The following is a 26,830-nucleotide window of genomic DNA, read 5'->3' as shown; positions in this document are numbered from 1 at the left end:
GCCTCAGCCCTCCGTCCCGTCGCTGTTGCGCGCTGCGCGCCGCGCCACGATCCGGCGCTTGATCATCGGTCCGAAGATCACCGCCAGGGTCAGCGCGACGATCACCAGACTGGTCGTGTTCTGAAACAGCACCAGCCAGTCTCCGCGGCCGATCCTCAGCGCCAGCCGCAGGTTCTCCTCGGCAAAGGCGCCCAGGATCAGACCCAGTACCATCGGCGGCAGCGGGAACTTCATCTTGTCCATGACCCAGCCGATGGCGCCGAAGCCCAGCATCAGATAGACGTCGAACATGCGGCCGTGGATCGAGTAGACCCCGATCACCATCAGCACGATGATGATTGATCCCAGCAGCGGGCGCGGCAGGTTCAGCAACCTGGCAAAGCTGTTGGTGGCCAGTGAGCCACCCAAGAGGACCAGAAGGATCGCGCCGAACAGGAATTGCCACATGAAGCCGAAGACGACATCGGGGTTGTCCCGAAACAGCATAGGCCCCGGCTGCAGACCGTGCACCAAGAGGCCGCCCAGCATCACCGCGGCCACGGCGGTTCCCGGGATACCCAAAGTCAGTGCCGGGATCAGCGCCGAGGCGGTGTCGGCATTGTTCGCGGTCTCGGCGGCGGCCACGCCCTCGGGCTCGCCCTCGCCCCAGCGTTCGGGGTGCTTCGAGGCGCGCCGCGCCTCGTTGTAGGACATGAAGGCCGCCATGGACCCGCCCGCGCCGGGCAGGATGCCGATCCAGATGCCGAGCAGCGATCCGCGCAGCCAGGTCTTCCAGAAATGCTTCATTCGGGGCAACGCCTTCCAGATCGGCTCGGTGCCCAGCTTGCTGCTCTTGACGGCATCCGTCTTCAATGGCGCCTCCAGCAGGTCGATGACAGGCGGCAGCGCGTAGAGGCCGACGAGCAGGATCACGATATTGATCCCGTCCAGAAGCTCAAGCTGACCGAAGGTGAAACGGTCGTTGCCATAGATCGGGTCGGAGCCCACCACCGAGATGAAGACACCGAAAAAGGCGCTGATCAGCCCCTTCACCGGATTGCCGCCCAGCAGGAAGATGACCGAGGCCAGGCCAAAGACCGCAACCCAGAATACCTCGGCGGGGCCGAACAGCAGGGTCACCCTGGACAATGGCGGCGCCAGCAGCATCAGCGCGAAGGCAGACGCGATGCCGCCGATGGAAGAGGAAACGACCGCGACCTGCAGGGCAAAGCCGCCCTCGCCCTTCTGCGCCATAGGGTAGCCGTCAAAAGTGGTGGCGACCGCCGCCGGAGTGCCGGGAATGCGCAGCAACACTGCCGGGATCGCTCCGCCATACATGGCACCGTTGTAGATGCCGGCCATGAGACCGAGCGCGACCAGCGGATTCAGCCCGAAGGTGAATGGCACGAGCACCGAGATCGCCATCGTCGCCGACAGACCCGGCATGGCGCCGACCATGATGCCGGCCAGCACCCCGATGACCACGGCAGCGAAGTTCGCAAAGCTGAGAACCGCTGGAAGGGCGTTGAGAAGATCGGAATACATTGTGACCTCAGTTCTGCCAGAGGCGTCCGGCGGGAAAGTCCTGGGACATCCCGAAATCGAAGACCAGCCAGATCGCCCCGACCACAATCACGGTGGCCGCGAGCAGGCCAAGCGGGTTCCTGAATCCGAATATCCACGCGACCAGCGGAATGACGACGATCGTGCTCGGGTAGAAACCGAGGAAGTCGCAGCCAAGCATGTAGGCGAGGATCAGACAGAAGGCGCCGATCACCTGGCGCGGCGATTTGGTGACGGGCTCCGCCACCTCGCCGCGGGCAGCACGGCGCTGGTCGCCGATCAGCAGCAGGACCGCCAGCACGATCAGGCCGATCAGCATGGCGGCGGGCAGAAGGGCAGAGATCGGACGCAGTTCTGCCGTGGGAATGAGGAACGCTGCAGCCGCGACCATGAGGCCGATGGCCGTCAGCGTCTCGGGCCGGAGCAGGCGATTTTTACGATCGTCGGACATGGACAGTCTCCCACGGGACCAGAGGCTTGACGGATTTCAGGACGGCAGGTCCGGCGACGCATCATCCGACGCGCCGCCGGCATGGAACATCAGTTCCAGGGCGTTTCCTGCCAGACCCCGTTCGCCAGGTCATAGAGGTCCGACGTCAGCTGCTTGAAGTCGTCGCCGGTGACAATCTCGACCGGGTTCGCCGTGGCCTTCATCGCGGCCAGAAACTCGGGGTCGTCGGCCATTTGTTCAAAGGCCCCGTCCAGCTTGGCGACGACATCGTCCGGCAATCCGGCCGGGGCGACGAAACCGCGCATGGCGCCATTCACGAGATCGACCCCCTGCTCCTTGAACGTTGGAATCTCCGGGGCAAAGTTCGAGCGTTCCTCGGTTGCAACGCCCAGCACATTGAGTTCGTCCTGAAAACTTGCCACCTCGGAGATATTGAGAATCCCCATCGCGACATGGCCGCCCATCAGCGCGGTCCGCGCAGGCGCGGAGCCCTTGAAGGGAACGATGGTGAACTCGGTATCGATCAGGCCTTCCAGCTTGATCAGCGCGAAATGGTCGTCGCCGCCGAGGCTGGACATGCCCACGGTGATCGCGCCCGGGTCCTGCTTCGCCGCCGCGATCAGCTTGTCGATCGTATCGAAGCCGCTGTTCTTTCCGGTGACGATCACGTTGGGATCGTTCACCACGTTGGCGAGGTAGGTGAAGCTGTCCCTGTCGTAATCGGCCTTCCGGTCGATTGTACGCGCCATCATGCCGGGCAGGTTGAACGTGCCGAGGGTGTAACCGTCGGGATCGGCCCCGGCGACCTCGGTCACACCGATCTGGCCGGACGCGCCGGGCACGTTCTTGACCACCACGCTCGCCCCGTCACCAAGATACTTCTCGATGAAGGGCGCTGCAGTCCGCGCCATCACATCGGTACCGCCGCCGGCGGAATAACCGACGATCACTTCGATCGGCTTTTCCGGATATTCGGCCAGCGCAGCGCCGGCCGACAGGATCATCGCGCCGGTCAGCGCCGTCATTCGGATCAATTTCAGCATGGTTCTCTCCTCCATAACATGCTCATTGGTCGTCTGGTTGCGGATCAGTCCGCGGGAAATTCGCAGCCCAGCCGCTGCAGCGTCGCATCCACCCAGGTGCGATCGTTGGTGCCTTCGGCAATGGCCTTCATCTGGTTGATTTCGGCACTGGATTTGGCCTGGGTCTTCTTCAGAACCTCCTCCGCATCGGAAAGCGGAACGCAGTGCACGCCGTCGCTGTCGCCGATGACGATGTCGCCGGGGTGGATCACCATGCCGCCGATGCTGATCGGCACATTGATCTCGCCGGGGCCGTCCTTGTAAGGGCCGCGATGGCTGATGCCGGCGGCAAAGGTCGGCAGGTTGGTCTTCACGAAAGCGTCGAGGTCACGGATCGCCGCATTCAGCACGAAGCCCGCGACCCCCCTTTTGACTGCATAGGCCAGCATCAGCTCGCCCATCAGCGCGTTGGACAGGTCGCCGCCGCCATCGACGACGATCACGTCGCCCGGCCCGGCCATGTCGATCGCCTTGTGCAGCATCAGATTGTCGCCCGGCCGCGCCTTCACGGTCAGGGCCACGCCCGCCAGGCTGCCGGAGGCATGCATCGGCCGCAGGGTCGGGCCGGCCGCCGTCATGCGCGACATGCTGTCCGAAACATTGGCGACGGGCAGCCTGGCGAAGGCCTCGACGAGTTCTTTCGGGGCGACCCGGGGGCGGCTGAGGATACGGAAACCGGCAGGCATTGTTATTTCTCCACGCTGGTGAGGGGCGCCGGCGAAGCGGCAAGGAACTTGCGGTTGATGATCCGCTCGGGCGCGACGTCCTCGCCGTCAAGGACCTGGAAAATCCCGCGCAGCGCATCGGTACCGACGCGCGCATTGGCCTGGGCGGTGACGCCGCCGATATGGGGGGTCATCACGATATTAGGCTGCGAGAAAAAGATGTGATCCGGTCCCGGCGGTTCGGATGCGAAAGTGTCGAGACCCGCGCCCGCGATATGGCCGGAGGCAACAGCCGCCACCAGCGCGGGCTCGTCGATCAGCCCGCCGCGTGCGGTGTTGATGACATAGGATCCCTGCGGCATCAGCGCCAGCGCCTCGGCGTTCAGAATATTGCGGGTCCCCTCGGTCAGCGGGCAGTGCAACGACAGCACCTGCGACCCGGCGAAAAGCTCTTGCGGGGTGGCTGAGCGGCGCGCGCCGACCGCCTCGAAGGCACTGTCGGGCGCATAGGGATCATAGGCGATCAGCGTCATGCCCAGCCCTCTGGCCATGGCGCCGGTGGCGCGTGCGATCGCGCCGATGCCCATCAGACCCATGGTGCCGCCGTTCAGCTCGCACCCCTGGAAACCGGGCTTTTCCCAGCGGCCCTCGCGCAGGCTCCGGTCCAGCGGCAGGATGCGTTTGGACACGGTCAGCAGCAGGGCAATGGCATGCTCGGCCACCGAAACCGCGTTGGCGCCCGTCGCGACCAACACCGGAATGCCGCGCTCCGCGGCAGCGACGATGTCGATATTGTCGACGCCCACGCCATGTTTCGAGATCACCCGAAGCTGCGGCGCCGCGTCGATGACGGAAGCGTCGATACGGCCCATGCGCGATACGATCCCGACGGCCCCGGTCTTCGCCATGTAGTCCGAAATCACGGCGGAATCCGAATAGGCCGGCGTATGCACCAGTTCGTAGCCATGGCTGGCCGCCAGCGCCTTTGCTTCGGCGGCAAGGTCGGGGCCGGTTACAAGTATCGTCTTGCTCATCGCACAGGTCTCCAAGGACGTTCCGAGGGGGCGGAACGCACTCAACTGTTTCTGAATTTCTTGGGATCCTCCGGATTGGCCTCCCAGCCGTTTCCGGAACATCTCCTCCTGTACAAAAGCCTTAATAGAAAGATTGACTTCACAAAAGCGATTAATTTTTGTTATTAAATTAAGATAAACTGGATTTGATATGGACACTCGTCAATTAAAGACCCTTCTCGCCATCCACAGTCAGGGAACTTTTGCCCGTGCTGCGGATGAAGTCGGGCTCACTCCCTCAGCCGTCAGCCAGCAGATCCAAGCTCTGGAGCAGGAGTTGGACGTGGTCATCTTCGACCGCGCCAGCCGGCCGCCGAAATTCACCACGCAGGGAACGCAGGTCCTTGATATGGCAAAGGATATTCTCCAACGGGAAGAAGATGCCAAGGCGGTTTTGCGGGGCAGCCAGATCGCCGGCACCCTGCTGCTCGGCTCGGTTCGGTCCAGCGCTCTGAACCTGCTGCCGCGCGCGCTTCTACGGATGCGGGATGAGTATCCGCAACTCAGGATCAACCTGCGCGTCTCACTCTCGGCGCCGCTGATCGCCGATGTCGCCGCGGGCCGTCTGGACGCGGCCATGGTCGCCGAACATGTCGGATTTCCGCATGCATTGCGCTGGTCTCCGTTCCTAAAGGAGCCGCTCTGGCTCATTGCTCCGGCCGGAACGGAAAGCCGCGACCCGATTTATCTGCTGAATACCCGGCCCTATGTCCGTTTTCACAGCCCGGTTCCACTGGCCAACCTCATCGACACGGAACTGTCCCGCCTCGGCGTCGTCACTCAGGATGTCGCCCATATCGACACGATCGGCTCGATCGTGACCTGCGTGCGCCAGGGTCTCGGCATCTCGGTCGTGCCCCACGTCGCATTGCAGGAGCCCGAAGGCCTCGAAGTCGTAAAGATCCCTTTCGGCACTCCTCAGATCACGCGGCAAATTGGCCTTGTTGACCGTGTCGGCTCTCCGAGACGGGAACTGACCCGTGCCCTGCATGGCGTGCTCGTCGATCTCTGCGGCCCCTATGGCGTGCGCTCGGGAAAGGATGGCGAGGACGAGAATGGGGTCCCGTTGATTTGACGCACCCGACTGGACGCCTCTAAAAACCTCGCAAAGATCGATGCTTTCTGATCCACTTTGGGCATGGTGATTTGCATGGAGCGGACGGTGCGCGGACAGCTCGGTTTCCTTGATCTTGATGAGCGCTATGCGCGCCTGAGTGCTGTCGGCGATCCTCTGGAGAAGCTTAACGACATTATTCCATGGCCCGTTTTCGAGAAGCCGCTGGCCAAAGCGTTGAAGCGTTCGGACGGGTCGAAAGGCGGGCATTCGCCGTTTCCCGCAGTCATGATGTTCAAGATCCTCGTGCTGCAGGCCATTTACAACCTGTCCGACGATCAGGCCGAGTTCGTCATTCAGAATCGGCTCTCGTTCATGCGGTTCTTGGGCCTTTCGCTTTCCGAAAAGGTTCCGGATGCGTGGAAAGACATTCACCACTCGGACAAGGGGGGGGGGCAATATGTGTCGATCAAGTGTTCGGAGCGACTGGCCGCGCAAGGCATCGACGGCTTCCGCTGAAAGCGACCTGACGCTTATGACAATGTCCTCGCCGACACGATCAACGGCCTCTACGAGGTCGGGGAGCAGTATTACGCCATGCTGGACGGACCAGCTATCGCCGCGCAGCTTAAGCCAAACAGCCTCCGGCATACCCGGTGCGGTTCAATCCGCGCGTGGCTTGCCGTGGCTCTTGGGGAAATACAGTGTAAGCAACGCCATTTGTTCGTCTGTCAGCCAATAAAGGTCGCTCATGATCACTCTCCTTTACGGAGCCTGAATCACATCAAACACCATCAATCAATGGGGTCCTGCCCCTAAGGCGAACATCGCCGATGTGACGAAGGAAATCCGGTTGTTCGCAAGAGTGCAAAGGTAGCACAGTGTCCTTGACAGAAAAGGATGCGGTTCCTTTTCCTGCCGCCCTATAGCCCTGACCTCAAATCCCTCATTTCGAACTGCCGCCAAGCACGCCGGCGACAAAAGCGCGCTGGAACAGCAGGTAGGAAATGACAACGGGCAGCACGGAGATGATTGTTGCCGCCATCAGAATGCCGTGCTGGACCTGCAGGCCGCTGGTCAGGGCGTTGAGCGAAACGGTCACCGGACGCGCCTGATCATTGCTGGTCAGCGTCATGGCGAAGAGAAGGTCGTTCCAGACGGCGCGCGACTGGATGATGGTGAGAGCCGCAAGGCCGGAGCGTGAGGCCGGCAGCAGCACCTTGTAGAAGTAGGTTCCGGTTCCGCAGCCATCGAGAAGTGCTGCCTCGAACATCGAGCGCGGCACAGAGGCAAAGAAGTTGCGCATGAAAAAAGTACAGATCGGAACGCCGTAGGCAGCATGCACAAGCCACATGCCCGGAATGGTGTTGTGAAGACCAAGGTGGCGCATAAGCGAAAACAGCGGAATCTGGACGATCTGATACGGCACAAGCATGCCGGTCAGTAAAAGGAGATAGATCAGGAAACCGACCCTGCCACGGATCTGGGATAGCGGAAATCCCGCGGCGGCCCCCAGAAGCACCGAGAAGAACACACCGGGTATGGTGATCATCAGGCTGTTGAGGAAGGTGCGGCCAATCTGTGACCAGGCGGCGGCGTAATTGTCTAGATTCGGACTAGCGGGAAGAGAAAAGACGTTCAAGACTTCAGCCGGTGTCTTGAGCGAAGTATTGAGCGCGACGAGTAGCGGCGTCAGGAAGACAACCGCGATAACTGCGGCTCCGAGATAGGAGGTGACCTGCGCCGTTCTGGAAGTCGTGTTACTGATCATTTTCTGAGCGCTCCACCTGACGGGCCATATAGACCACGAACGGCATGATGATGATGGCCGAAACAAGCAGCATTGCGACGGAAATGGCGCTCGCCTCGCCCATTTTGAGCCTGCCGAAAGCGGTGTCGTACATCTGCGTGGCAAGAACATCCGAGGCATAGGCCGGCCCGCCATTGGTCATTGCCCAGACAATATCGAAAAGCCGCATGGCGTCGACGGCAGACATGCCGAGTGCGATTGCCGTTGACGGCCACAAAAGCGGAAACGTAACCTTGGTGAACATCTGCCAGGCGCTGGCGCCATCCATCCGGGCCGCGTCGAGACACTCCTTCGGCAGGTTGCGCAACCCGGCAAAAAACACGATGAACGAAAAACCGACCGACCACCAGAGACTGGCGGCCATCAGTGAGTAGGTAACGATGCCGGCATCACCGATCCAGTTGCGCGCCAGAAAGCCGAGGCCGACTGCGTTGAGAACCTGCGTGATAAGGCCCGCACTCGGCTCGTAAAGCCAGCGCCAGATGGCAGCCACGGCGACAGGCGGAAGTGTGTATGGCAGGAAATAGACCAACTTGAACAGCGACTGCCCCCGCGTCAGCCGATTGACGAGTATGGCGAGCGCCAGCCCCAGACCAGTTGGCCCGATGACATAAAAAATCAGCCATTTAAGGTTGTTGAACAACGAGTGATAGAAACGGCTGCTATTGAGAAGCGAAGCATAATTTCGCAACCCCACATCAACACGGTTTGGCGTGAGGCCGTTCCAGCTTTGAAATGAAAGCCAGACCGTATCGATGACCGGATAAATATAGAAGACGATAAAGAACAGCACCGGGATAAACAGGAATAGGCAAAAAGTCAGCCAGGCACTTTTCTCCCAAGGGGCGGGTTTGTCTCTATGCATCGTCCACTCCACATGACAAGCCGCCGGCCATCGGGCCGGCGGGAGTTCATCATTTGCTCAGCTTACCAGCTGACAAAGCTTTCTTGGGAAAGCGCGTCCTGACGGAGGGCTTCAAGCGTTTCCACCACTGAATCGATCGTGGCATCCGACGGGTCTGCGGCGAAACGTTCGAGTTGAACGCCAAGTTCGGTGCCAAGCTCCGTCGGCAGCAGGAAGAACAGGTTCGGCATCACCGCGTCAGTTTCATTGGCGCTGGCCACCTCGGCGCTCGTCTTCTTGCCGATGTAATCATAGATTTCGTCGGATGTTTGCAGATTGGCCGCGACCGATCCCTTGTAGCGGTTGAACGCGGCCTGGCCTTCGGCGCTCGCTGATGTGCGCAGGAAGTTCGCTGCGGCGGCCTCGGAGGCTTCCGTGCCGTTGGGTGTCGCGATCGCATCGACCTGGATCACGACGGCGCCATCGACGCCGGGCGCGGGGAAGAAGTCATAATCCTCACCCGGGGCCCAGCCCAGTTCCTGAAAATAGCCTGAAATCCAGTCACCCATCTGGTACATGGCGGCACGGCCTGCAACGACGTCCTCGCCACCCTGGGCCCATGTCTTGCCGCCCCAGTTTTCGATGTAGTTCGCGGCATAGACCTCACCGTAGAGTTTGAGGGCTTCCCGGAACTCCGGCCCGTCAAAGGGCATCTCGCCGGAAGCAAGCTTGAAGTAGCCCTCGGTTCCAACGACAGAGATCAGCGGAGCGTAGAAATTGTAAAGACTCCAGAACGAGCCGGCGCCATTGGCGAAGCAGGCGATGCCGGTGGCCTCGACCTCGTCGCACAGTGCCTTCAGCTCATCGAAGGTTTGCGGGGCGGTCCAGCCGTTATCGTCGAACAACTCCTTGTTGTAGAAGATGTTGGAGATAACCGCCATGTTGAGCGGGATTGCATAGGGAACGCCGTCGACCTTCATCACGCGCTGCAGGCCCGACGGGAAAATCTCGCTTCCGTCGACTTCATCCCAAACATCCTGAACCGACTTGAGCTGGCCGGCATCGACAAACGTCTTGATCTCATAGCCCATCGCGCTCTGATAGGCGGCTGGCGGATTACCGCCAAGCATGGCGGTCTGCAACTGGCGCCGCAGCTCCACCGTATTGCCCGGAATGACCTCGCCGACAACGGGCGTGTCGGCATAGTTTTCGTTGTTAAGATCGATGAGGCTGGTGATGGCCTCCAGCTCTGCACCGGCACCCCAGTAATGCCAGACCGGGCTCGGTTCCTGGGCATGGGCGGCTGTCGCGAGGCCAAGGGCGCAACTCGCCAGAAGCGTAGCGCGTACAAACATGAGAATTCCCCTTTTTGTCGATTGTAGCGTGACGTCGGAAATTGAATGGTTAATTATTCAGAACCAATGACCAAATCGTATTTTTATGCACATAATTTTGTCAATAGAGTTTTTGATTAAAAAACGCTCAAATTCATTCATATCGTTGAATATAAATATATTATTTTATATTTAAGGGAACACTTGACGTAGAGCAATTGGCTGGTTTAAGAAAATTAAATCAGATTATCGGAATTAAAAAATGAACCGGAAGCCCAAAAATCTCGGCGGAATGCATCCCTCGGTCCTCCGGCGGATCAACTCGATCGCGGTGTTTCATACGCTGCGCAAGACCCCGCATATCTCGCAGCGGGACATTGGCCTCGCCACGGGGATTGACCGCTCCACGGTTTCAGCGATCACCGGCTATTTTGACAGTCTGGGCCTGCTGGAACGCCACCAGCCCGAGGAGCAACCCGTTCGGCGCGGGCGGCCGATGGAAGCATTGACCCTGCGCGCCGAGGCCGGGCTGCTGATCGGCGTTCATATCCTGCCTGAAAAGGTGCGGTTTGTTGCATCCGGGCTCGATGGCGTCCCGAAATCTACCCGGAACGTTCTGCCACTCAGGGAAGCGGCTGATTTCGGAGAAAGCGTCGAAGCGGGACTGGAAACATTTCTTCAGACAATCGGCCGTAAGCGCGATGAAGTTTCGGCCATCGGGGTCACCGTGCCCGGACTGGTCGCCAATGACGGGCGTCTTGCGGAATCCTCGAATATGCGCTGGCGCGACCTCGATCTTCAGGGCGCGCTCGTCGAACAGTTCGGACCCAATGTCTGGCTCAACAATGACAGCCGCGCGGCCGGCATTGCCGAAAAGATGTTCGGGCGATGCGCCGAGGCCAACGACTTTGTCTTCGTCGACAGCGCGTCCGGTGTCGGCGGCAGTCTTTTTCTGGATGGTGCCCCCTATGCCGGAGCAGGCGGCTTTGCCGGCGAACTGGGCCATATAAAGGTCGTCCCCAATGGACGGCTTTGCACATGCGGCTGCTCGGGGTGCCTGTCGGCCTACCTTTCGGAGCCCGCCCTTGTCCGTCGTTTCGCCCAGCTTGAGCTGAATGTCGAAGACTTTTCCCAGATGCGTGCTCTGGCTGAAAACGGTGTCGCCGCCGCTCTTTCGGCACTCGACGAGGCAGGGGAAATGCTGGGCCTGGCCCTTGCCAATTATATCAATCTTTTCAATCCGGAAATGATCGCTCTCGGCGGCGGAATCGCGTCACTGATGCCGTTTCTCGAAGCCGGCATGGAGCGCACGGTTTCCCGCCATGCGCTGGCTTCGGCACGGGCGCTCTGCACGATCGTGGTTTCCGATCTGGCCAGGGAAGAAACGCCGCGGGGCGGTCTGGCGCTGGCGCTCGGCGGCCTGACCGACACGAACAGCGGCCAGCCCTTCCCGTGGTGACTTTCAGTATAACAAAGGAAATGAAGCGAAAATGTCCAAACTGAGAATCGCGATCGTTGGTCTGTCCGTCGAAGCCTTGATCGGCTCTCCGCTAAAAACCGACAGCGATGCGATGCAGACCTACCGGGCGAAGGAACTGCCCGAGAACAATCTCTGGCTTGTCCGCGGCATTCTGGCGCGCATCGAGGAAGAGCGCGATGTCGAGGCCGTGCCGTTGCTGTGGTCCACGGCGCTGCCCGGCGGCGCGCTTACGCTTGCCAATTACGAGCAGATCAAGGCGGAAACCTGTGCGCTGTTGAAGGAAAACGGTCCCTTCGACGGCGTCGTCATCGCCAACCACGGCGCCCTGGAGGTGGATGATCTCCACGTTCAGGCTGACGGCGATTATCTGGCTGCGGTACGGGCAACCATAGGCCCGGATGTTCCGGTCAGCGTCGCGCTTGACCTGCATGGTCATATCACACCCGAAATGCTCGAAAACGCGACGGTTTTCAGCGCCCTGCGCACCGCACCACACCGCGACGACAAACAGACAGGCTATCGCGCCTGCCACCAGTTGCTGCGTGTGATCCGCACCGGCATCCGGCCCAAAACCGCCGCAGTCCACATCCCGATCCTGATTGCGGGTGAGCAGGCGATCACCCCGCAAACGCCGGGTGCCCATCTTTATGCCTCCCTGCCGGCCTATGATTCCCGTGACGGCATTATGGAGGCCAACATCATGGTCGGCTTTGCTTTCAACGACCGCCCGTGGACGGGCATGACGGCCATCGCCACAAGTGATGGCGATCTCGAGCAGGCAAAGGCAGCCGCACTCGATCTCGCCCGCGACATCTGGAACCGCCGTGATGATTTCATATTGCGGATGGAGACAGCCAGCATCGAGGACGGGCTTCTTATGGCAGCGGAAACGACCGAAAAACCTGTCTATGTGAGCGATTCCGGCGACAACACGACGGCCGGTGCACCGGGCGACCTCACCACCGTGCTGCAGGCGGCGCTCAAGGATCCGCGGCTCGGCAACGCGGTATTTGCCGGTATTTATGCGCCCGAACTTGTTGCGCAAGCGCTGGCTGCGGGCAAAGGAGCCAGTATCGATTTCGAACTTGGCGCCGAACACATTTCACTCCCGGGCGGACGCATGAAGGTGACAGGCACGATCGAGGGCTACGGCGCCGAACTGGTACTTGGCGGCTTTCAGCCCTATCGCAGCGCCGAGGGCGGATGGGCCGCCATCCGCATCGGTGACGTGATCGCGACATTCCACAACCTGCCGATCGGCATCACCACACCCGCGCATTTCAGGGCGATGGGCATCGATCCGGTTGCCCACAGCTATTACGTGGTCAAGCTTGGCTATCTTCACCCGCAGATCCAGGACATTGCTGCCCGCCACATCCTGTTGCTGACCGGCGGAACGGTGGACCTGAACCTCGCCGCGCGTGACTGGAAGCATGTTCCACGCCCGGTCTATCCCGTCGATCCGACAATGGACTGGTCCCCCGAAAGCGGTCTTTACACAAACTGATATTGCGTCACGAGGAGATCTACCGATGCAGATTACACTTGCTCCCGTTAAAATCCCCGCCTTTGAAATTCCCGAGACGCGGCCGGCTATTCCCGCAGAAACCTTTGCCGCACGTTGCGATACACTGTTTCAGCGCGCCGATTGCGATTGGGTCGTCGTTTACGCCGACCGCGAGCATCAGGCCAATATCGCGTTCCTGACAGGTTTCGAACCGCGCTTTGAAGAGGCTCTGCTGCTGCTGGGCAGGGCCGGCGAACGCATCATTGTCACCGGTAACGAAAGCAGTTCCTACACGGCCATTGCCGGGCTGGAAGGCGTCGAGACCGTCCTCAGCCAGTCGATGAGCCTCATGGGGCAGGACCGGAGCCGGAAACCGAACCTCGAGCAGGTCTTGTCCGATTGCGGCATCAAAGCCGGCCAATCGATTGGCCTCGTCGGGTGGAAATATCTCGAGCCCGGCGAAAGCGAGGACGCTGGCTATTTCCTGCCGCATCACTTCGTGCGGGTGCTCCAGCGGCTTGCCGGCGACAAGGGCGCACTCAGCGACGTGACCGGCCTTCTCATGCATGAGACCGACGGGTTGCGTGCCGTCGTCGACGCCGACGAAATCGCGATGCTCGAATGGGGCGCAGCGCGTGCGTCCGTCGCGGTCTGGCGGATACTCTCGCAGGCGCGTCCCGGCGAAAGCGAACTGACGGCCGCTGCCCGAATGGGCTATGCCGGCGAACCGATGTCCTGCCATTTCATGCTCTCCGCCCAGAATGCCAGCGCAGATGTCATCGGGCTTAGCAGTCCCTCGTCACGGACCTTGCGTCTTGGTGACGGCATCACAACAGCCGTCGGCTATTGGGGTGGTCTTTCCTCGCGCGCCGGGCTTCTTGGCGATGGAGATGACGCATTTCTTGCAAAAGCGGCCGGCTATTTCGAAGCACTCGTGACCTGGTACGAAACGGCCGATATCGGCACTGAGGGCGGCACGCTCTACAAGGCGGCCGAGGACGCCCTAGCGCGCCACGGACTCGATACGGCGCTCAATCCGGGCCATCTGCTCAGCCATGACGAATGGATGAACACGCCGATCCGCAAGGGCGGGAACGGCCTCATTGCATCCGGCATGCCCGTTCAGGTGGACGTCATTCCCGTGCCAATGAACAAGGGCCAGGCGCTGAACTGCGAGGACGCCGTCGTGTTTGCCGACGACAGCCTGCGCGAGGACATCCGTTTGAAGCATCCACAGATGTTCGCACGTATGATGGCGCGCCGCGACTTTGTGCGCGACGCGCTCGGCATCGATCTGAAACCCTGCGTCCTGCCGCTTTCCAACACGCCGCTCTGCCTTGCGCCTTTCTGGCTCAAGCATGACCACCTTCTGGTCCACGGCCGATAACAACACCGATGCGCAAGGGGCGGCAACCCTGCCCCGGCGCAGCACCGGAGCCCGATCATGGCCAATGTTCGCATACAGAATGCCGTCAAGACATTCGGTAAATCCAAGATACTCAACGACATCGACATCGATATCAGGGACGGAGAGTTTTTGATCCTCGTCGGGCCGTCGGGGTGCGGAAAGTCGACCCTTCTCAGGATGATCGCGGGGCTGGAGAGTTTTTCGTCCGGTAACCTGCTCATCGGCGGCGAGGACGTCACGGCGCTCCATCCGAAGAAACGCGACATTGCGATGGTGTTCCAGAATTATGCGCTCTATCCGCATATGACCGTCGAGCGGAACATGGGGTTTTCGCTGGAACTGGCCAAGATCGCGAAGGAAGAGCGTCGGCGCCAGGTCGCCAGGGCTTCGGAGATACTCGGGCTCGGGCATCTGCTTGACCGCTACCCGCGTCAGCTTTCCGGCGGTCAGCGCCAGCGCGTCGCCATGGGCCGGGCTATCGTGCGTAATCCTTCGCTGTTTCTGTTCGACGAACCACTGTCGAATCTCGATGCGCAATTGCGCGTCGAAATGCGGGCCGAGATCAAGAGCCTGCATCAGCGGCTGGGCTCGACGATCATCTACGTGACCCACGACCAGATCGAAGCCATGACCATGGCCGACCGGATTGCGCTGATGAACAAGGGCGTGGTCGAGCAGATCGGCACACCGATGGAACTTTACGAGCGTCCGGCCAACACATTTGTCGCTCGCTTCATCGGTTCGCCCTCGATGAACCTGATCGATGTCGAGGTTGTCGAGAAGGACGGAAATCTTGCTCTTTCGGCAGGCACGGGTGATGTCGTCGCAACATTGCCCCGTCAGATTACAATGAATGGCAAAAAGCATGTTCAACTTGGTGTGCGGCCCGAAGATTTCGTGATTTCAGACACCGGTTTCCCCGCCGAAATCACGCTTGTGGAACCGACCGGTTCCGAAACGCAGGCGCTTTGCCGCTGTGGCGACACACAGATCACCGTACTTTTGCGCGATCGGGAACGTGTGGATCCAGGCATGCAGCTTCGCCTGAAACCGAAGCCCGACCGCATTCATCTGTTTGATGCCGAGACCGGCAAGGCCATTCCAGTCCTCTCCTGAGCGTTACTCGACGAATTGCGATCATCGCGGACCGTAGTGTGCCCGATGCTCTTGATCCCGGGTTCGATGGTGGGCTGTCTTGACGAGAGAGGCGCTTTCAAGCCGGACACATTGTGGCAGCACCACGATCGCGTATGCAGTGTTCGCGCTGTGCCGTCTCAACGCCCTTGATACAGACTTGGGTTAACGAACAAGGAGCTTGAAACGGCTTTGTTGCAAAGATTCGTCGTGTCAGAGAAAAAACTATCTTTTTGGTTTTCAGGCAGTCTGACCTTTGAGGTTTTGGGCGAGTAGTGCCACGGCTTCGCTCAGCGCGCAGGGGCCGATGCCGAAAGATTGCGCCATGGACTGCCGGCTCGAGTTATCCACAAGACTGCCTCGATAAAAAGGCATTTATCCCTGCCGCTCCGTCCGGGATCGCTTCACTTCCCAAGACAATGCGGCTCCATCTTCGCCCATTGGGCGTCAGTCAAAACAAATCGGTCCATCCAGAGCTTGAATCACAGCCAAGCCAAAATGGGAATCCTAATTACCCACAAACCCTAAAGCGTAAGGTTTATCCCAGCCTCGTCTCCGGCGAAAACATGGGATTTCTCCATGATGAAGCTGAAACGGAAAGGTTCTCCGCGCATTGAGGCGTCAAGGCTTTGCGCATCGTCAGTGGGAACGCGGGCGGTGAATGGCAGGCCTTCGAGATCGAAGTGGACATAGACTTCATTGCCCATGTGCTCGACCAGCCGAATGGGGCCGGTTGCTTCCGCGATGATGGCGTTTTCGTCACGCCGCAATGCGGCGCTTTCCGGTGTCACGATATGTTCGGGCCGGATACCGAAACGGACTGTCTGCCCCATGTGACCGGAAAGCTTGCCGGCATAGTCCTTGGGCAGGGCCAGAAATGTGCGCTCGCCCAGAAGCAGCGCGGGGGAACCATCACTGGCGACCACGGTTGCCTCATGGATGTTCATTTCCGGAGAGCCGATGAAGCCGGCAACGAAAGCGTTTGCCGGGCGCTCATAGAGGCTCGTCGGCACATCGACCTGCTGAATGGTGCCCTCCTTCAAAACGCAGATGCGCTCGCCCATCGTCATCGCCTCGACCTGGTCGTGGGTCACGTAGATGGCCGTCGACGGCTGGCCGGTATTGCGCAGTTCGCGGTGAAGCTCGGTAAGGCGCACGCGCATCGAGGCGCGCAGCTTGGCATCGAGATTGGAAAGCGGTTCGTCGAAAAGGAAGACCTCCGGCCGCTTGACGATGCAGCGACCCACGGCAACGCGCTGGGCCTGCCCGCCGGAAAGCTGTTTTGGGTAGCGATCGAGCAGGTTGACCATTTCGAGCAGTTCGGCCGCATGCATGACGCGCTTCTTGATCTCGTCTTTCGGCACATGCGCCAGCTTGAGGCCAAGCGCCATATTGTCGAAGACTTTCATATGCGGATAGAGCGCATAGTTCTGGAACACCATGCCAATGCCGCGCTGTTTCGGCGGCAGTTTGTTGACGACCGTTTCGCCGATGCTCAGTTCGCCGTCGGAAATCTGCTCCAGCCCGGCCACCATGCGCAGGATTGTGCTTTTGGCGCAGCCCGAGGGGCCGACGAACACCATGAACTCGCCGTCGCGAACGTTCAGGTCGACGCCGTGGACGGCTTCGAAACCATTGGGATAAATCTTCCGGATCTGCTGGAGATTGACGTGGGCCATTTCCTCACTCCCTATGCTTTTGTCTCCCGGTCCCTGTTCGCTTCCGGGAGGTATGCGCCGCGTGAAATTTCGCGGCTCAGTCCTTGTCCTGGTTGATCTTGGGTGGTGGCGCAACGGACATGCGCTCCACCAGGTTCATCGTCATGCCGATCCTGCGGCGTGACACCAGTTTGCCTGCAGCCTGGTCGGCAAGCATCTGTATGGCCAGCCGGCCCATCTCGCCGCGTTCGATATGCATGGTTGTCAGTGGTACTTCGCAGTGCATGCTGATCGGCAGATCATCGAAGCCGACGATCGAGACATCTTCCGGAACGCGATACCCCGCCGAAAGCAACGCCTGAGTGACACCGATAGCAAGCATGTCCGATGCGCAGACGATTGCCGTGTGGTCGAAGCGGCCTTCCTCAATCAGGCTGCGTATGGCGTTGCTGGCATCCAGGCTGGAGAAGTTGGCGCTGCCGGTATCGAGCAGGTCGCGCTCGGGATCGAACACAATGCCGGCGCGTTCAAGCGCATGGCGCATGCCGTCGATGCGCTGGGCGACCGTGTCACGATAGATATGCGAAACATGCAGGAATTTCGTATGTCCCTTGTCGATCAAGTGCTGTGTGGCTCGATAGGAGCCGTAGTAATGATCGGGCGAAATGCTGGATATCCGCATCAGCGGATCGACGCCGTTGACGATCACCGCTGGACAGCCAAGGGCAGCTATGGCCTCGATGACCGGTCCCTGGTCTATGCCAAGCATGACCACACTTTCCGGCTTGCCGCGGCGGAAAAGTTTTTCGGGATCAACCTCGGTATAGCCATCGCCGATCAGCGCCAGATCCAGAGCAACATCCCAGCCAAGGTAACGGGCTTCATCTGTCAGGCCGCGCAGCGTGTCGACATAGTAGTGATCATTGGCCGCATAACGGTCAAAGGTCACGATTGAAACCGACCCCAGCTCGGCCATGGCGCGCAGTTTCGAATCAGGACGGCGATAACCGAGATCCTCGACAACCTGCATAACCCGCGCACGGTTGCTCGGGCTGACGCCGGTGCGTTCATTCAGCACTTTTGAAACCGTGCTGATGGAGACTCCCGAGGCCTCGGCGATATCGTGCAGCGTTGCTGTCTGCGCGACTTTGCGCCCTTTGGTCTTGATGATCTCGTCGGTTGTCTGCATGTCGTCGTGTCCACTCACATCCGCCTCCCATATCCGGCTTTGCAAGGCACCAGTTTTCTGCCGGTTTGGCAAGCTGGCGCCCAGGCCGGAGGCGGCGCTTGGCCTCAATCTACCAAGGGTTTCCGAAAAAGAAAATATAATTATTTTATTTTCCTTTTCTATTTTTATTTTCCTGCGCTCAAAGCGTTTTAAAATTCGGAATCTGCAATTTTTCGCCGTTCGGAATATGATAAATGCAAGAAATATGGCGAAAAATCTTCATTTTAGCGAATTTTCAAGGCTCGCGTTCAATGCAGGAATGATTGACGAAATGGAAATGCGCGGATAGTTTTCCTTCTGATGATCGTTTTCGCATTTTATTTTCCATAAAATTTCCATTTTCTGCGGAATTTCGAAAGCGGCGTCACCAAGCTGAAACCCGAACGGCTGACCGGAAGGGGCTCAGCGGAGGGCAATCGCAGTGCCTGGATCAGGAAAGGCGCGGTTGTTGAATTTCGGTTCGCGCATGGGCGGCCTGGAACCAGGTAAACGCCTGAAGAATATGCGCCAGTGGAGGATTGACTATGAAACTGCAAAGCAAGCTTGCGCTCGGCACGGCTGTCGCCCTGATGGGTTTGATGGGTGTAGCCCAGGCGGAAACCACCGTTCGCGTGATGGGGATTGAACCGAACGATCCTTATGAGAAGACGATCAACCAGGAAGTTGTCGACGCTTATGAGGCCGAAAATCCCGACACCAAGATTACAATCGAATATCTGGAAAACTCGGCCTTCAAGTCGAAGCTGCCGACCGTGCTCCAGTCCAACAAGCGCCCTGACCTCTACTGGTCGTGGGCCGGTGGTGTGCTTCAGGAACAGGCGCGCAATGGCGTAACCCAGAACATTACCGATCAGGTCAAGGCGACATTCGACGAGACCTTGCCGAAGGGCGCCGTGCAGGCCTTTAGCTATCAGGGCGACATCGTCGGTGCACCGTCCAAGGTTTCGCTGATCGTCCTTTGGTATAACAAATCGCTGGCTGAAGAAGCTGGCGTCGATGTCAGCCAGATCAAGACCTGGGATGATTTCCTCGCGGCCGTTGAAACGGCCAAGGGCGCCGGCGTGACGCCGATCGTTGCCGGCGGCAAGGACAAGTTCCCGCTGCATTTCTACGTTGCTTATCTGGCCGAACGGATCATGGGGACTGATGGGCTTGCTGCAGCCCGCGCCGGTGAAGATGGCGGTTTCACCAATCCTGACTTCGTCAAGGCTCTGGAAGAGTTCAAGCTGCTTGCCGATCTCGCCCCCTTCCAGAATGGCTTCGCCAGTGCAACATTCTCCAAGGAAAGCGGCATGTTCGGCGACGGCCAGGCGCTGTTTGAACTGGCCGGCCAGTGGAATTATTCGACACAGAAAGCCAACTCCGCCAGCGGCGAAGGCCTTCCGGAAGCCGATCTCGGCATGATGGCCTTCCCGGCCTATCCCGGTGGCAAGGGTGATCCGTCCGATGTCCTGGGCGGCATCAATGGCTGGGTCGTCACCAAGGATGCGCCGAAAGAGGCCGTCGATTTCCTGAAATACTGGGTCAGCAAGCCGGTCGAGGAAAAATACGCCGCCGCCGGCCAGTGGATCCCGATTGCCAAGGGCGCCGGTGAGGCCCTGACCAACCCGTTCTTCCAGGAAGTCTCGCAGATGTCGGCGGATGCGGCGAACATGCAGCTCTACCTCGATCAGGCATTCGGGCCCAATCTCGGCGGCGCCGTCAACGACATCTCGGCAGATCTGGCCGTCGGTGCAATCACGCCTGAAGAGGCGGCGCAGACGCTCGAAGACTATCGGGAAATGGAATAATCCTCTCCCGGCGGCCGGCGGTTTCGTCCTGCCGGCCGCTCCCTTCATGTCATTGCCAATCAGCGTGCGCATCGTGGCGTTACCGCCGAATGCGCACCCGTCAAGTCGCGACGCCTCACACCATAAATCAGCCGTGTGCAGCGTCCGCAGGAGGACAGGTTGTCGACCATCGCAAAGACGCAGACAGGCGTCCCGAAAACCCTATGGCGGCCATCGAACGCACTGGTGACCTTTGTCGTCTTCATGTTGCCGGCCTTTGTGCTTTTCACCACTTTCGTCATGTTGCCGATGATCGATGCGGCACATTTTTCGCTCTACAAATGGTCCGGCTACGGTTCGCCCACGGACTTTGTCGGCCTGCAGAATTTCGAGCGACTGGCGCATAACCGCATCTTCCTGCATTCCTTCGGCAACTCGATGAAGATCATCGCGGCTTCATTGCTAGTACAGTTGCCGCTGGCAATGGTGCTGGCGCTGCTGATCTACGAGAAACACTGGTCCAACACGATCTTCCGGTTGGTCTTCTTCCTGCCCTATATTCTGGCGGAAGTCGCAAGTGGCCTGATCTGGAGCTTCATCTTTGACGGCGACTATGGTTTGGCGGCAGAGATCGCCCGCTGGCTGAACATCGATAGCTTCTACATTCTGGCCAACCGGCAATGGGCGTTCACCGCCATCCTGGTCGTCATCGTCTGGAAATATTTCGGCTTCCACATGATGATCTTCATCGCCGGCCTTCAGTCGATCCCGAAGGACCAGATCGAGGCGATCACCATCGACGGCGCAGGGCCGCTTCAGGTCATCCGCTATGTCAAACTGCCGATGCTGAAGCCTGCGATCACCATGTCGGTGTTCTTCTCGGTGATCGGCGCGATGCAGATCTTCGACATCATCATTCCGCTGACCAATGGCGGTCCGTCCAATTCGACGCATACCATTGTCAGCTTCCTCTACACTTTCGGCCTTCAGCGCATGAATATCGGCTTCGGCAGTGCGGTCGGCATCGTGCTGTTCCTGTTCTGCGCGACCTTTGCCTTCACCTACCGGTCGACCTTCCAGCGTGAGAAAGGAACGGCACGATGAACCTGGAAAACATGTTCAACTGGCGCACGGCGCTGCGCATCATCTTCCTGCTGGTCATGACGGCCGTCATCATGGGGCCGCTCTCGATCACCGTTTTCGGCGGGTTCAAATCTCTCGGCGAACTCAGGACATCGCCGATCGGCCTGCCGCAGCACTGGGTGCTTTCCAATTATGCCGATATCCTCGCCTCGGCCGACTTCTGGCGCTATCTGCGTAATTCACTGATCATTTCGATCTCCTGCGTCCTGTTGACGCTGATCGTTTCGGGCATGGCGGCCTACTGCTTCGCGCAACTGCATTTCTTCGGCAAGAAGATGCTGTTTGCCTATTTCACCGTCGGCATGATGTTTCCCTTCGCAACGGCGATCCTGCCGCTGTTCATCAAGATCCGCGATCTCGGTCTGCTGGATATGCCAACCGGCGTCATCTTTCCGCAGGTTGCCTTCGGCCTCGCCTTTTCGATGATGCTGTTCCGCGGCTTTTTCGAACAATTGCCGAAGGAGTTGTTTGAGGCCGCGCAGATCGATGGCATCGGCTATATGGGCTTTTTCTTCCGCTTCACGCTGCCGCTTTCCGTACCGATCCTGTCAACGGTTGCCACCTTCGTTTTCGTTCAGAGCTGGAACAACTTCCTGCTGCCGCTGGTCGTCCTCAACGAACAGCCTTCCTACACCTGGACGCTCGGCATCATGCAATATCGCGGTGCCTACATGACCGACTGGAGCCGGGTTCTGGCCTTTGTGACGCTGACCATGACGCCGGCCATCGTCTTCTTCTTTGCAGCACAGAAATACATCGTGGCCGGGCTGACCGGCGGCGCCGTCAAGGGTTGATGCGCGATCAATTAACAAAAGGTCTTTTGAAATGACAAAAATCGTCAATCCGATTCTCAAAGGCTTCAATGCCGATCCGGCGATTTGCCGCGCGGGAGAAGATTATTACATCGCGACGTCGACATTCGAATGGTTTCCCGGTGTGCAGATCCACCACTCGCGCGACCTGAAGAACTGGGAACTGGTCAAACGTCCTCTGGACCGCACCTCGCAGCTGGATATGCGCGGGGAACAGGATTCCGGTGGCGTCTGGGCGCCCTGCCTGACCTATGCCGACGGTCTGTTCTGGCTGATCTATACCGACATGAAGCGTGCCGAAGGCGACTTCAAGGATGCCTTCAACTACCTGGTGACGGCGCCCGCCATCGAAGGTCCGTGGTCCGATCCGGTCTATCTGAATGCCAGCGGTTTCGATCCCTCGCTGTTCCACGACGATGACGGCCGCAAATATCTGACCAACCAGCTCTGGGATTACCGCCGCAAGCCATCGGCCTTTGCCGGCATTGTCATGCAGGAATATTCGCACGCCGAACAAAAGCTTATCGGTGAGCCAAGTGTTGTCTATCACGGCACGCCTGCCGGTATCACCGAGGGGCCGCATATCCAGAAGTTCAATGACTGGTATTACATGATCACCGCTGAAGGCGGTACGGGCTACAACCACACCGTTTCCTGCGCTCGCTCGAAATCGGTGGAGGGACCTTACGAAAACCACCCGGACCTCCACATCCTGACCAGCCGCGACGATCCGCAATCGCCGCTGCAGCGTTCCGGTCATGGCTGCATCGTCGAGACGCCGGATGGCGAATACTATATGGCGCACCTCATGAGCCGGCCGCTGCCGGGTATCAAACGCAGCGTGCTTGGCCGCGAAACCTCGATCCAGAAGGTCGTTTTCGATGCCGAGGGCTGGCCGCGCCTGGCCGATGGCGGCATGGCCCCCAGCCTTGAGGTCGATCTGCCGAAAGGCGTTGCTGTCGGCGAAGAAAAGCCGGATAGCACCGCAACAGATTTCGACACAGCAGAGCTGCCGATCGAATTCCAATGGTTGCGTTCGCCCGAGCCCGGTCGCCTGTTCAGCCTTTCCGCGCGTCCCGGTCATCTGCGGCTTTTCGGCCGTCAGTCTATCGGCAGCTGGTTCGAGCAGGCGCTTGTTGCCCGCCGTCAGACCGCCTTTGCCTGCGCCGCCGAAACCGAGACCGATGCCGCGCCCAAAACCTTCCAGCAGCTTGCGGGCCTGATCGCCTATTATAATCGCTCGAAATTCCACTATCTGGCGATTTCGGGCGACGGAAAAGGCGGTCGCGAACTTTCGATTATCTCCTGCAATGGCGCCTGGCCGGAATCCAATCTGACATTTGCGCTGCGCTCACCCGTTGCCCTTCCGGCAGAAGGCGCCATCCGGCTCGGCCTCGATATTGACGGTCCCGTGCTGCAGTTCCGCTATGCCGTTGACGGCGGCAACTGGGTAAAGGTCGGGCCGACGCTCGATGCTTCTATCCTCTCGGACGAAGGCGGCCGCGGCGTCAACGGCAGCTTCACCGGCAACTTCATCGGCATGGCTGCCTATGACCTTGCCGGCGGTGATTTCACAGCGGATTTCGACGGGTTTTCCTATCAGAACCTGTAGCGATGATCCTGTTGTCATGTCGAATGCATCTGACTGTGCAGAATGGAATGGCGCGGGAAAACTGGACAGGCGGTATAAGAGGTTTTCGGCTCTAGAACTCGGCGCGATGCCGTCAACAGGGGCTACCATGACAAGAAGGCCCCGTCGCAATCATAGCCCCGCTTTCAAAGCGAAAGTCACCCTGGCAGCGATCAAGGGCGAGAAGACCATGGTCGAACTTTCGCAGCAGTTCGACGTCCACGCTAACCAGATCAAGCAAAGGAAAGATCAATTACTCGAAGGAGCGATGAACGTCTTCGATGATGGGCGCAAAGAAGACGCCGCGCCTGTCGTTGATGTCAAAAACCTTCATGCGAAGATCGGCGAACTGACGCTGAAGAATGATTTTTTAGCCGGCGCGCTCGGAAAGGTCGGATTGCTGAGCGGAAAACGATGATCGACCGGAACCATACCCTTCCCATTTCCCGTCAGGCTCGGGGTCTCAGCATCAGCCGTGGCAGTGTCTACTATCTGCCTCGGGCGACATCGGCGGCAGATCTGGCGCTGCTGCACCGAATTGCTGAACTGCATCTGGACTACCCCTTCGCCGAGAGCCGGATGTTACAGGGTCTGTTGACGGCAGAAGGCTATCATGTCGGCCGTCTGCATGTCAGAACGCTAATGAAGAAGATGGGTATTGTGGCAATCTACCGCCGTCCGAACACCTCGAAGCCGGCGCCGGGCCAAAAGATTTATCCGTATCTTCTAAAAGGCCTTGCCGTCAGCCGCCCAATCAAGTCTGGGCAATCGACATAACGTATATACCGATGGCGCGGGGCTTCGTTTATCTCTGTGCCGTCATCGACTGGTTCAGCCGCCGGGTGTTGTCGTGGAAGCTTTTGATCACGCTTGAAACCGCGTTCTGCATTGAAGCCGTCGAGGAAGCGCTCGGCCGATATGGCAAGCCTGAAATATTCAACAGCGATCAGGGATCGCAGTTTACATCCATTGATTTTACTGGGGTTTCAAAAATGCCGAGATCAAGATATCGATGGGTGGCAAGGGAGCATGGCGCGACAATGTCTTTGTCGAACGGCTGTGGCGATCTATCAAGTATGAAGAGGTTTATCTTCACGCCTACAAGTCTGTTGCCGAAACCCGGGCGGGTATCGGGCGATATCTGAGCGTTTACAACAGCCGCCGCCCGCATTCATCGCTTGACCGGAAGACTCCCGATCAAGCTTACTTCAACGCGCTGCCCGCAATATCGGCGGCAGCATAAACAAGGCCGGAAACCACTTAAGAACGATCGGCGCTCTGTTCAAACAAACCGAGCCACTTCACCTTGCTCGACCTGATCCTCAAGGGAGGTGCAGCGGACAGGATCAATGCGAAGATGGTTGGCCTGGAGCAGCGGAAAAGGAAGTCGAAGTCTTCCTCACAGAAGCAGACGACCCGCCACCCCTTCTGCACCCCTCGATGGCGCAGCTCTACCGCTCGCGCGTCCAGAGCCTTCATCCTCGCCCTGCAGGGCGAGGATGAAGAGAAGCGCACGGGAAGCCGCCGATATCAGCAGGTCGCGGGTCGAGGACATCGTGCTGACACCGACGGACGGCAAGGTGGAGATCGACGTACGCGGCGATCTCGCTGGAATCCTTACGCTTTCGGTGCAAAGCAAAAACCCCGCCGGAGGGGCGGGGCTTTCGCAAGTAAAGATGGTTGCGGGGGCAGGATTTGGACACTGTCTTGTTGGGTTATCCACGCAAGGATCGTGACTAAGGATCCAGCGATTTTAGCTTCACAGTGATGATATCCATATCGGGAATGCAGGCGTCGCCCATGGAAATTTGAGCGCCCCCCGTCTTCCGCCATCCTGAAAGATCAACAGATGTGGCCTACCATTCGGTCTTCCGGTTCTAACATTCCCTAAAAGGATAGTTTGCCAGCTGACAACATATCTATCCTCAGCACAGGTCGTGTACGGGTGACCGACTGCTTCTCGTGAAGCGATCAGAAATAGTGGAGCGAGGCGGAAACAGCCTTCAGGCCGCCAGGTCTTCCTCGTACTCGATCCTGTCTGCTTCAAGCGCCATTCCCAAGCCTGGTTCGGACGGCGCATGGTAGACACCATCCTGCGGCAGAACGGGCGTCTTCAGAAAGTGCATTGTGATTTGGTTCCATTTCACCAGATCTTCCTGATACGGGGTGTGTATAGGCGACTGGCTGACCGAAAAGTGGATTCCGGCATTGGAGGAGTGTCCGTGCGGAACCACAATCAGATCATGGACCGTGGCATAGGCGGCAATCTTGATCGCCTCCGAGAGGCCACCGCACCAATAGATATCCGGCTGGAGAATATCCAGCGCATCCTTCTCCAGAAACCGCTTGAAACCCCAACGGGTATATTCGTGTTCGGCGCCCGCCAGCGGGATCAGTGTTTTCGCCTTCAGCTTTGCATAGGTGTCAATGCGGTCCGGCATAAAGCACTCCTCGATCCAGCGAGGACGATATTCCTCGATCCTGGAACAGAGATCGACGGCATAGTCGAGATTAAAACTCTGCCAGCAATCGAACATGAGATCATAATCCTCGCCGACGGCTTCCCGCACGGTTCGAACCAGCTCGACATTTTTCCTCAGACCCTCATAGCCACTCATCGGGCCGTGGCGGAAAAACCACTTCTGCGCCGTATAGCCCTTCTCCTTGAAAGCGATCGCCCGCTCGCGCACCAGGTCCTTGTCCTCAACATTATGGCCGAGCATGCTGGCATAGGCGGGAACCGGCAATTCACCCGAGCCACCGAGCAGACGCCATACAGGCGCCCCATAAAACTGTCCACGGATGTCCCAGAGTGCACAGTCGACCGCGGAAATGGCCAGCATGGTCGCCCCCTGGCGTCCATGCACCTGAAAACGATGCATTTGGTCCCACAAACTCTCACCGGCCAGCGGGTCCCGGCCAATCAGACGCGGAACCAGAGACGAGACGATCAGGCGCGCCGGGTCCGGGTTAACCGGTCCCGCCGTACCGACAATGCCGCTGTCGGTAATAATCTCCAGAAAGAACTGATCGATCTTCAGATGCGCGTTGTCGCTCTGCTGGCCTCCCTCTTCCCAGTTCACCGCCCGATAATCGGGATAGATGTCAACGGGCCGCACAAGGCGCTCTTCCCAGAAGAGGCCTTCGGTCTGCAATGTTCCGAACACGTGACGAACACGAACGTGCTGGATCTTCATTTCATTCTC

Annotated in this window: 24 protein-coding genes and 2 pseudogenes; 14 read left to right on the top strand and 12 right to left on the bottom strand. The window is 59.0% G+C overall.

What is annotated here, in order from left to right:
• Positions 1-3: 3 nt before the first annotated feature.
• The 5 genes from ACHZCU_RS09190 to ACHZCU_RS09170 all read right to left on the bottom strand — a co-directional run bounded on the left by ACHZCU_RS09190 (position 4) and on the right by ACHZCU_RS09170 (position 4,774).
• Positions 4-1,524, bottom strand: coding sequence for a tripartite tricarboxylate transporter permease (locus tag ACHZCU_RS09190; RefSeq protein WP_319518533.1), 1,521 nt, complete (start codon positions 1,522-1,524; stop codon positions 4-6).
• 7 nt (positions 1,525-1,531) lie between these two features.
• Positions 1,532-1,993, bottom strand: coding sequence for a tripartite tricarboxylate transporter TctB family protein (locus tag ACHZCU_RS09185; RefSeq protein ID WP_319518532.1), 462 nt, complete (start codon positions 1,991-1,993; stop codon positions 1,532-1,534).
• An 89-nt stretch (positions 1,994-2,082) separates the two neighbouring features.
• Positions 2,083-3,036: a tripartite tricarboxylate transporter substrate binding protein gene (locus ACHZCU_RS09180; RefSeq protein WP_319518531.1), complete on the bottom strand. Its 954-nt coding sequence runs from the start codon at positions 3,034-3,036 to the stop codon at positions 2,083-2,085.
• A gap of 44 nt (positions 3,037-3,080) precedes the next feature.
• The gene (locus ACHZCU_RS09175) at positions 3,081-3,761 is read right to left on the bottom strand and encodes an RraA family protein (RefSeq protein WP_319518530.1); all 681 of its coding nucleotides are present in this window, start codon (positions 3,759-3,761) and stop codon (positions 3,081-3,083) included.
• 2 nt (positions 3,762-3,763) lie between these two features.
• On the bottom strand, positions 3,764-4,774 hold the full coding sequence (locus ACHZCU_RS09170; protein WP_319518529.1) for a hydroxyacid dehydrogenase: 1,011 nt from the start codon (positions 4,772-4,774) through the stop codon (positions 3,764-3,766).
• 190 nt (positions 4,775-4,964) lie between these two features.
• On the opposite strand from ACHZCU_RS09170, the gene ACHZCU_RS09165 reads away from it, so the two are divergent.
• The gene (locus tag ACHZCU_RS09165; protein WP_319518528.1) at positions 4,965-5,888 is read left to right on the top strand and encodes a LysR family transcriptional regulator; all 924 of its coding nucleotides are present in this window, start codon (positions 4,965-4,967) and stop codon (positions 5,886-5,888) included.
• 87 nt (positions 5,889-5,975) lie between these two features.
• A pseudogene (locus ACHZCU_RS09160) lies at positions 5,976-6,287 on the top strand (transposase); the annotation flags it as partial.
• A 246-nt stretch (positions 6,288-6,533) separates the two neighbouring features.
• Here the strand turns inward: ACHZCU_RS09160 and ACHZCU_RS09155 are convergent.
• The 4 genes and pseudogenes from ACHZCU_RS09155 to ACHZCU_RS09140 all read right to left on the bottom strand — a co-directional run.
• A pseudogene (locus tag ACHZCU_RS09155) lies at positions 6,534-6,620 on the bottom strand (IS5/IS1182 family transposase); the annotation flags it as partial.
• Positions 6,621-6,813: 193 nt separating this feature from the next.
• Positions 6,814-7,638 carry a carbohydrate ABC transporter permease gene (locus tag ACHZCU_RS09150; RefSeq protein WP_319518526.1) on the bottom strand — a complete coding sequence of 275 codons (825 nt, stop codon included), beginning with the start codon at positions 7,636-7,638 and terminating at the stop codon, positions 6,814-6,816.
• The gene (locus ACHZCU_RS09145) at positions 7,628-8,542 is read right to left on the bottom strand and encodes a sugar ABC transporter permease (protein WP_319518525.1); all 915 of its coding nucleotides are present in this window, start codon (positions 8,540-8,542) and stop codon (positions 7,628-7,630) included. Before ACHZCU_RS09145 ends, ACHZCU_RS09150 begins: the two co-directional genes overlap by 11 nt.
• A 62-nt stretch (positions 8,543-8,604) precedes the next feature.
• Positions 8,605-9,876: an ABC transporter substrate-binding protein gene (locus ACHZCU_RS09140; RefSeq protein WP_319518524.1), complete on the bottom strand. Its 1,272-nt coding sequence runs from the start codon at positions 9,874-9,876 to the stop codon at positions 8,605-8,607.
• A 241-nt stretch (positions 9,877-10,117) separates the two neighbouring features.
• Between ACHZCU_RS09140 and ACHZCU_RS09135 the strand changes: the two genes are divergently transcribed.
• Genes ACHZCU_RS09135 through ACHZCU_RS09120 form a run of 4 tightly spaced genes read left to right on the top strand, consistent with a single transcriptional unit; the run spans position 10,118 to position 15,366 of the window.
• Positions 10,118-11,314, top strand: coding sequence for an ROK family transcriptional regulator (locus ACHZCU_RS09135; RefSeq protein ID WP_319518523.1), 1,197 nt, complete (start codon positions 10,118-10,120; stop codon positions 11,312-11,314).
• 31 nt (positions 11,315-11,345) lie between these two features.
• Positions 11,346-12,842, top strand: coding sequence for a M81 family metallopeptidase (locus ACHZCU_RS09130; protein WP_319518522.1), 1,497 nt, complete (start codon positions 11,346-11,348; stop codon positions 12,840-12,842).
• 25 nt (positions 12,843-12,867) lie between these two features.
• Positions 12,868-14,229 carry a Xaa-Pro aminopeptidase gene (locus tag ACHZCU_RS09125; protein ID WP_319518521.1) on the top strand — a complete coding sequence of 454 codons (1,362 nt, stop codon included), beginning with the start codon at positions 12,868-12,870 and terminating at the stop codon, positions 14,227-14,229.
• 57 nt (positions 14,230-14,286) lie between these two features.
• Positions 14,287-15,366 carry a sn-glycerol-3-phosphate ABC transporter ATP-binding protein UgpC gene (locus tag ACHZCU_RS09120; protein ID WP_319518520.1) on the top strand — a complete coding sequence of 360 codons (1,080 nt, stop codon included), beginning with the start codon at positions 14,287-14,289 and terminating at the stop codon, positions 15,364-15,366.
• Positions 15,367-15,908: 542 nt separating this feature from the next.
• Here ACHZCU_RS09120 and ACHZCU_RS09115 read toward each other — a convergent pair.
• Complete coding sequence (locus ACHZCU_RS09115) at positions 15,909-17,063, bottom strand: ATP-binding cassette domain-containing protein (RefSeq protein WP_319518519.1); 1,155 nt, start codon at positions 17,061-17,063, stop codon at positions 15,909-15,911.
• 76 nt (positions 17,064-17,139) lie between these two features.
• A complete protein-coding gene (locus tag ACHZCU_RS09110) occupies positions 17,140-18,249 on the bottom strand; it encodes a LacI family DNA-binding transcriptional regulator (protein ID WP_319518518.1) in 1,110 nt (369 codons plus the stop codon).
• 545 nt (positions 18,250-18,794) lie between these two features.
• Between ACHZCU_RS09110 and ACHZCU_RS09105 the strand changes: the two genes are divergently transcribed.
• The 8 genes from ACHZCU_RS09105 to ACHZCU_RS09070 all read left to right on the top strand — a co-directional run bounded on the left by ACHZCU_RS09105 (position 18,795) and on the right by ACHZCU_RS09070 (position 24,867).
• Positions 18,795-20,060 (top strand): ABC transporter substrate-binding protein, encoded by a 1,266-nt coding sequence (locus ACHZCU_RS09105; protein ID WP_319518517.1) that lies wholly within the window; start codon positions 18,795-18,797, stop codon positions 20,058-20,060.
• Positions 20,061-20,219: 159 nt separating this feature from the next.
• Positions 20,220-21,143, top strand: a complete 924-nt coding sequence (locus tag ACHZCU_RS09100) for a sugar ABC transporter permease (protein ID WP_319518516.1) — start codon at positions 20,220-20,222, stop codon at positions 21,141-21,143.
• Entirely contained in the window at positions 21,140-21,976 is an 837-nt protein-coding gene (locus tag ACHZCU_RS09095) for a carbohydrate ABC transporter permease (RefSeq protein WP_319518515.1), read from the top strand. The genes ACHZCU_RS09100 and ACHZCU_RS09095 overlap by 4 nt, the downstream gene beginning before the upstream one ends.
• A 31-nt stretch (positions 21,977-22,007) precedes the next feature.
• Positions 22,008-23,606, top strand: a complete 1,599-nt coding sequence (locus tag ACHZCU_RS09090) for a glycoside hydrolase family 43 protein (protein WP_319518514.1) — start codon at positions 22,008-22,010, stop codon at positions 23,604-23,606.
• A gap of 127 nt (positions 23,607-23,733) precedes the next feature.
• Complete coding sequence (locus ACHZCU_RS09085; RefSeq protein ID WP_324292333.1) at positions 23,734-24,042, top strand: transposase; 309 nt, start codon at positions 23,734-23,736, stop codon at positions 24,040-24,042.
• A complete protein-coding gene (locus ACHZCU_RS09080; RefSeq protein ID WP_324292332.1) occupies positions 24,039-24,401 on the top strand; it encodes a transposase in 363 nt (120 codons plus the stop codon). The genes ACHZCU_RS09085 and ACHZCU_RS09080 overlap by 4 nt, the downstream gene beginning before the upstream one ends.
• An 11-nt stretch (positions 24,402-24,412) precedes the next feature.
• Entirely contained in the window at positions 24,413-24,769 is a 357-nt protein-coding gene (locus ACHZCU_RS09075; protein ID WP_324292331.1) for a DDE-type integrase/transposase/recombinase, read from the top strand.
• Positions 24,682-24,867: an integrase core domain-containing protein gene (locus ACHZCU_RS09070; protein WP_324292338.1), complete on the top strand. Its 186-nt coding sequence runs from the start codon at positions 24,682-24,684 to the stop codon at positions 24,865-24,867. The genes ACHZCU_RS09075 and ACHZCU_RS09070 overlap by 88 nt, the downstream gene beginning before the upstream one ends.
• Positions 24,868-25,627: 760 nt before the next feature.
• Here the strand turns inward: ACHZCU_RS09070 and ACHZCU_RS09065 are convergent.
• Positions 25,628-26,821, bottom strand: a complete 1,194-nt coding sequence (locus tag ACHZCU_RS09065; protein WP_319518513.1) for an enolase C-terminal domain-like protein — start codon at positions 26,819-26,821, stop codon at positions 25,628-25,630.
• Positions 26,822-26,830: the final 9 nt, after the last annotated feature.

This window comes from uncultured Martelella sp. (assembly GCF_963677965.2).
GTDB lineage: Bacteria > Pseudomonadota > Alphaproteobacteria > Rhizobiales > Rhizobiaceae > Martelella > Martelella mangrovi.
Note: the sequence above shows the minus strand (reverse complement) of the source record. Positions and strands in the feature narration are given on the sequence as shown.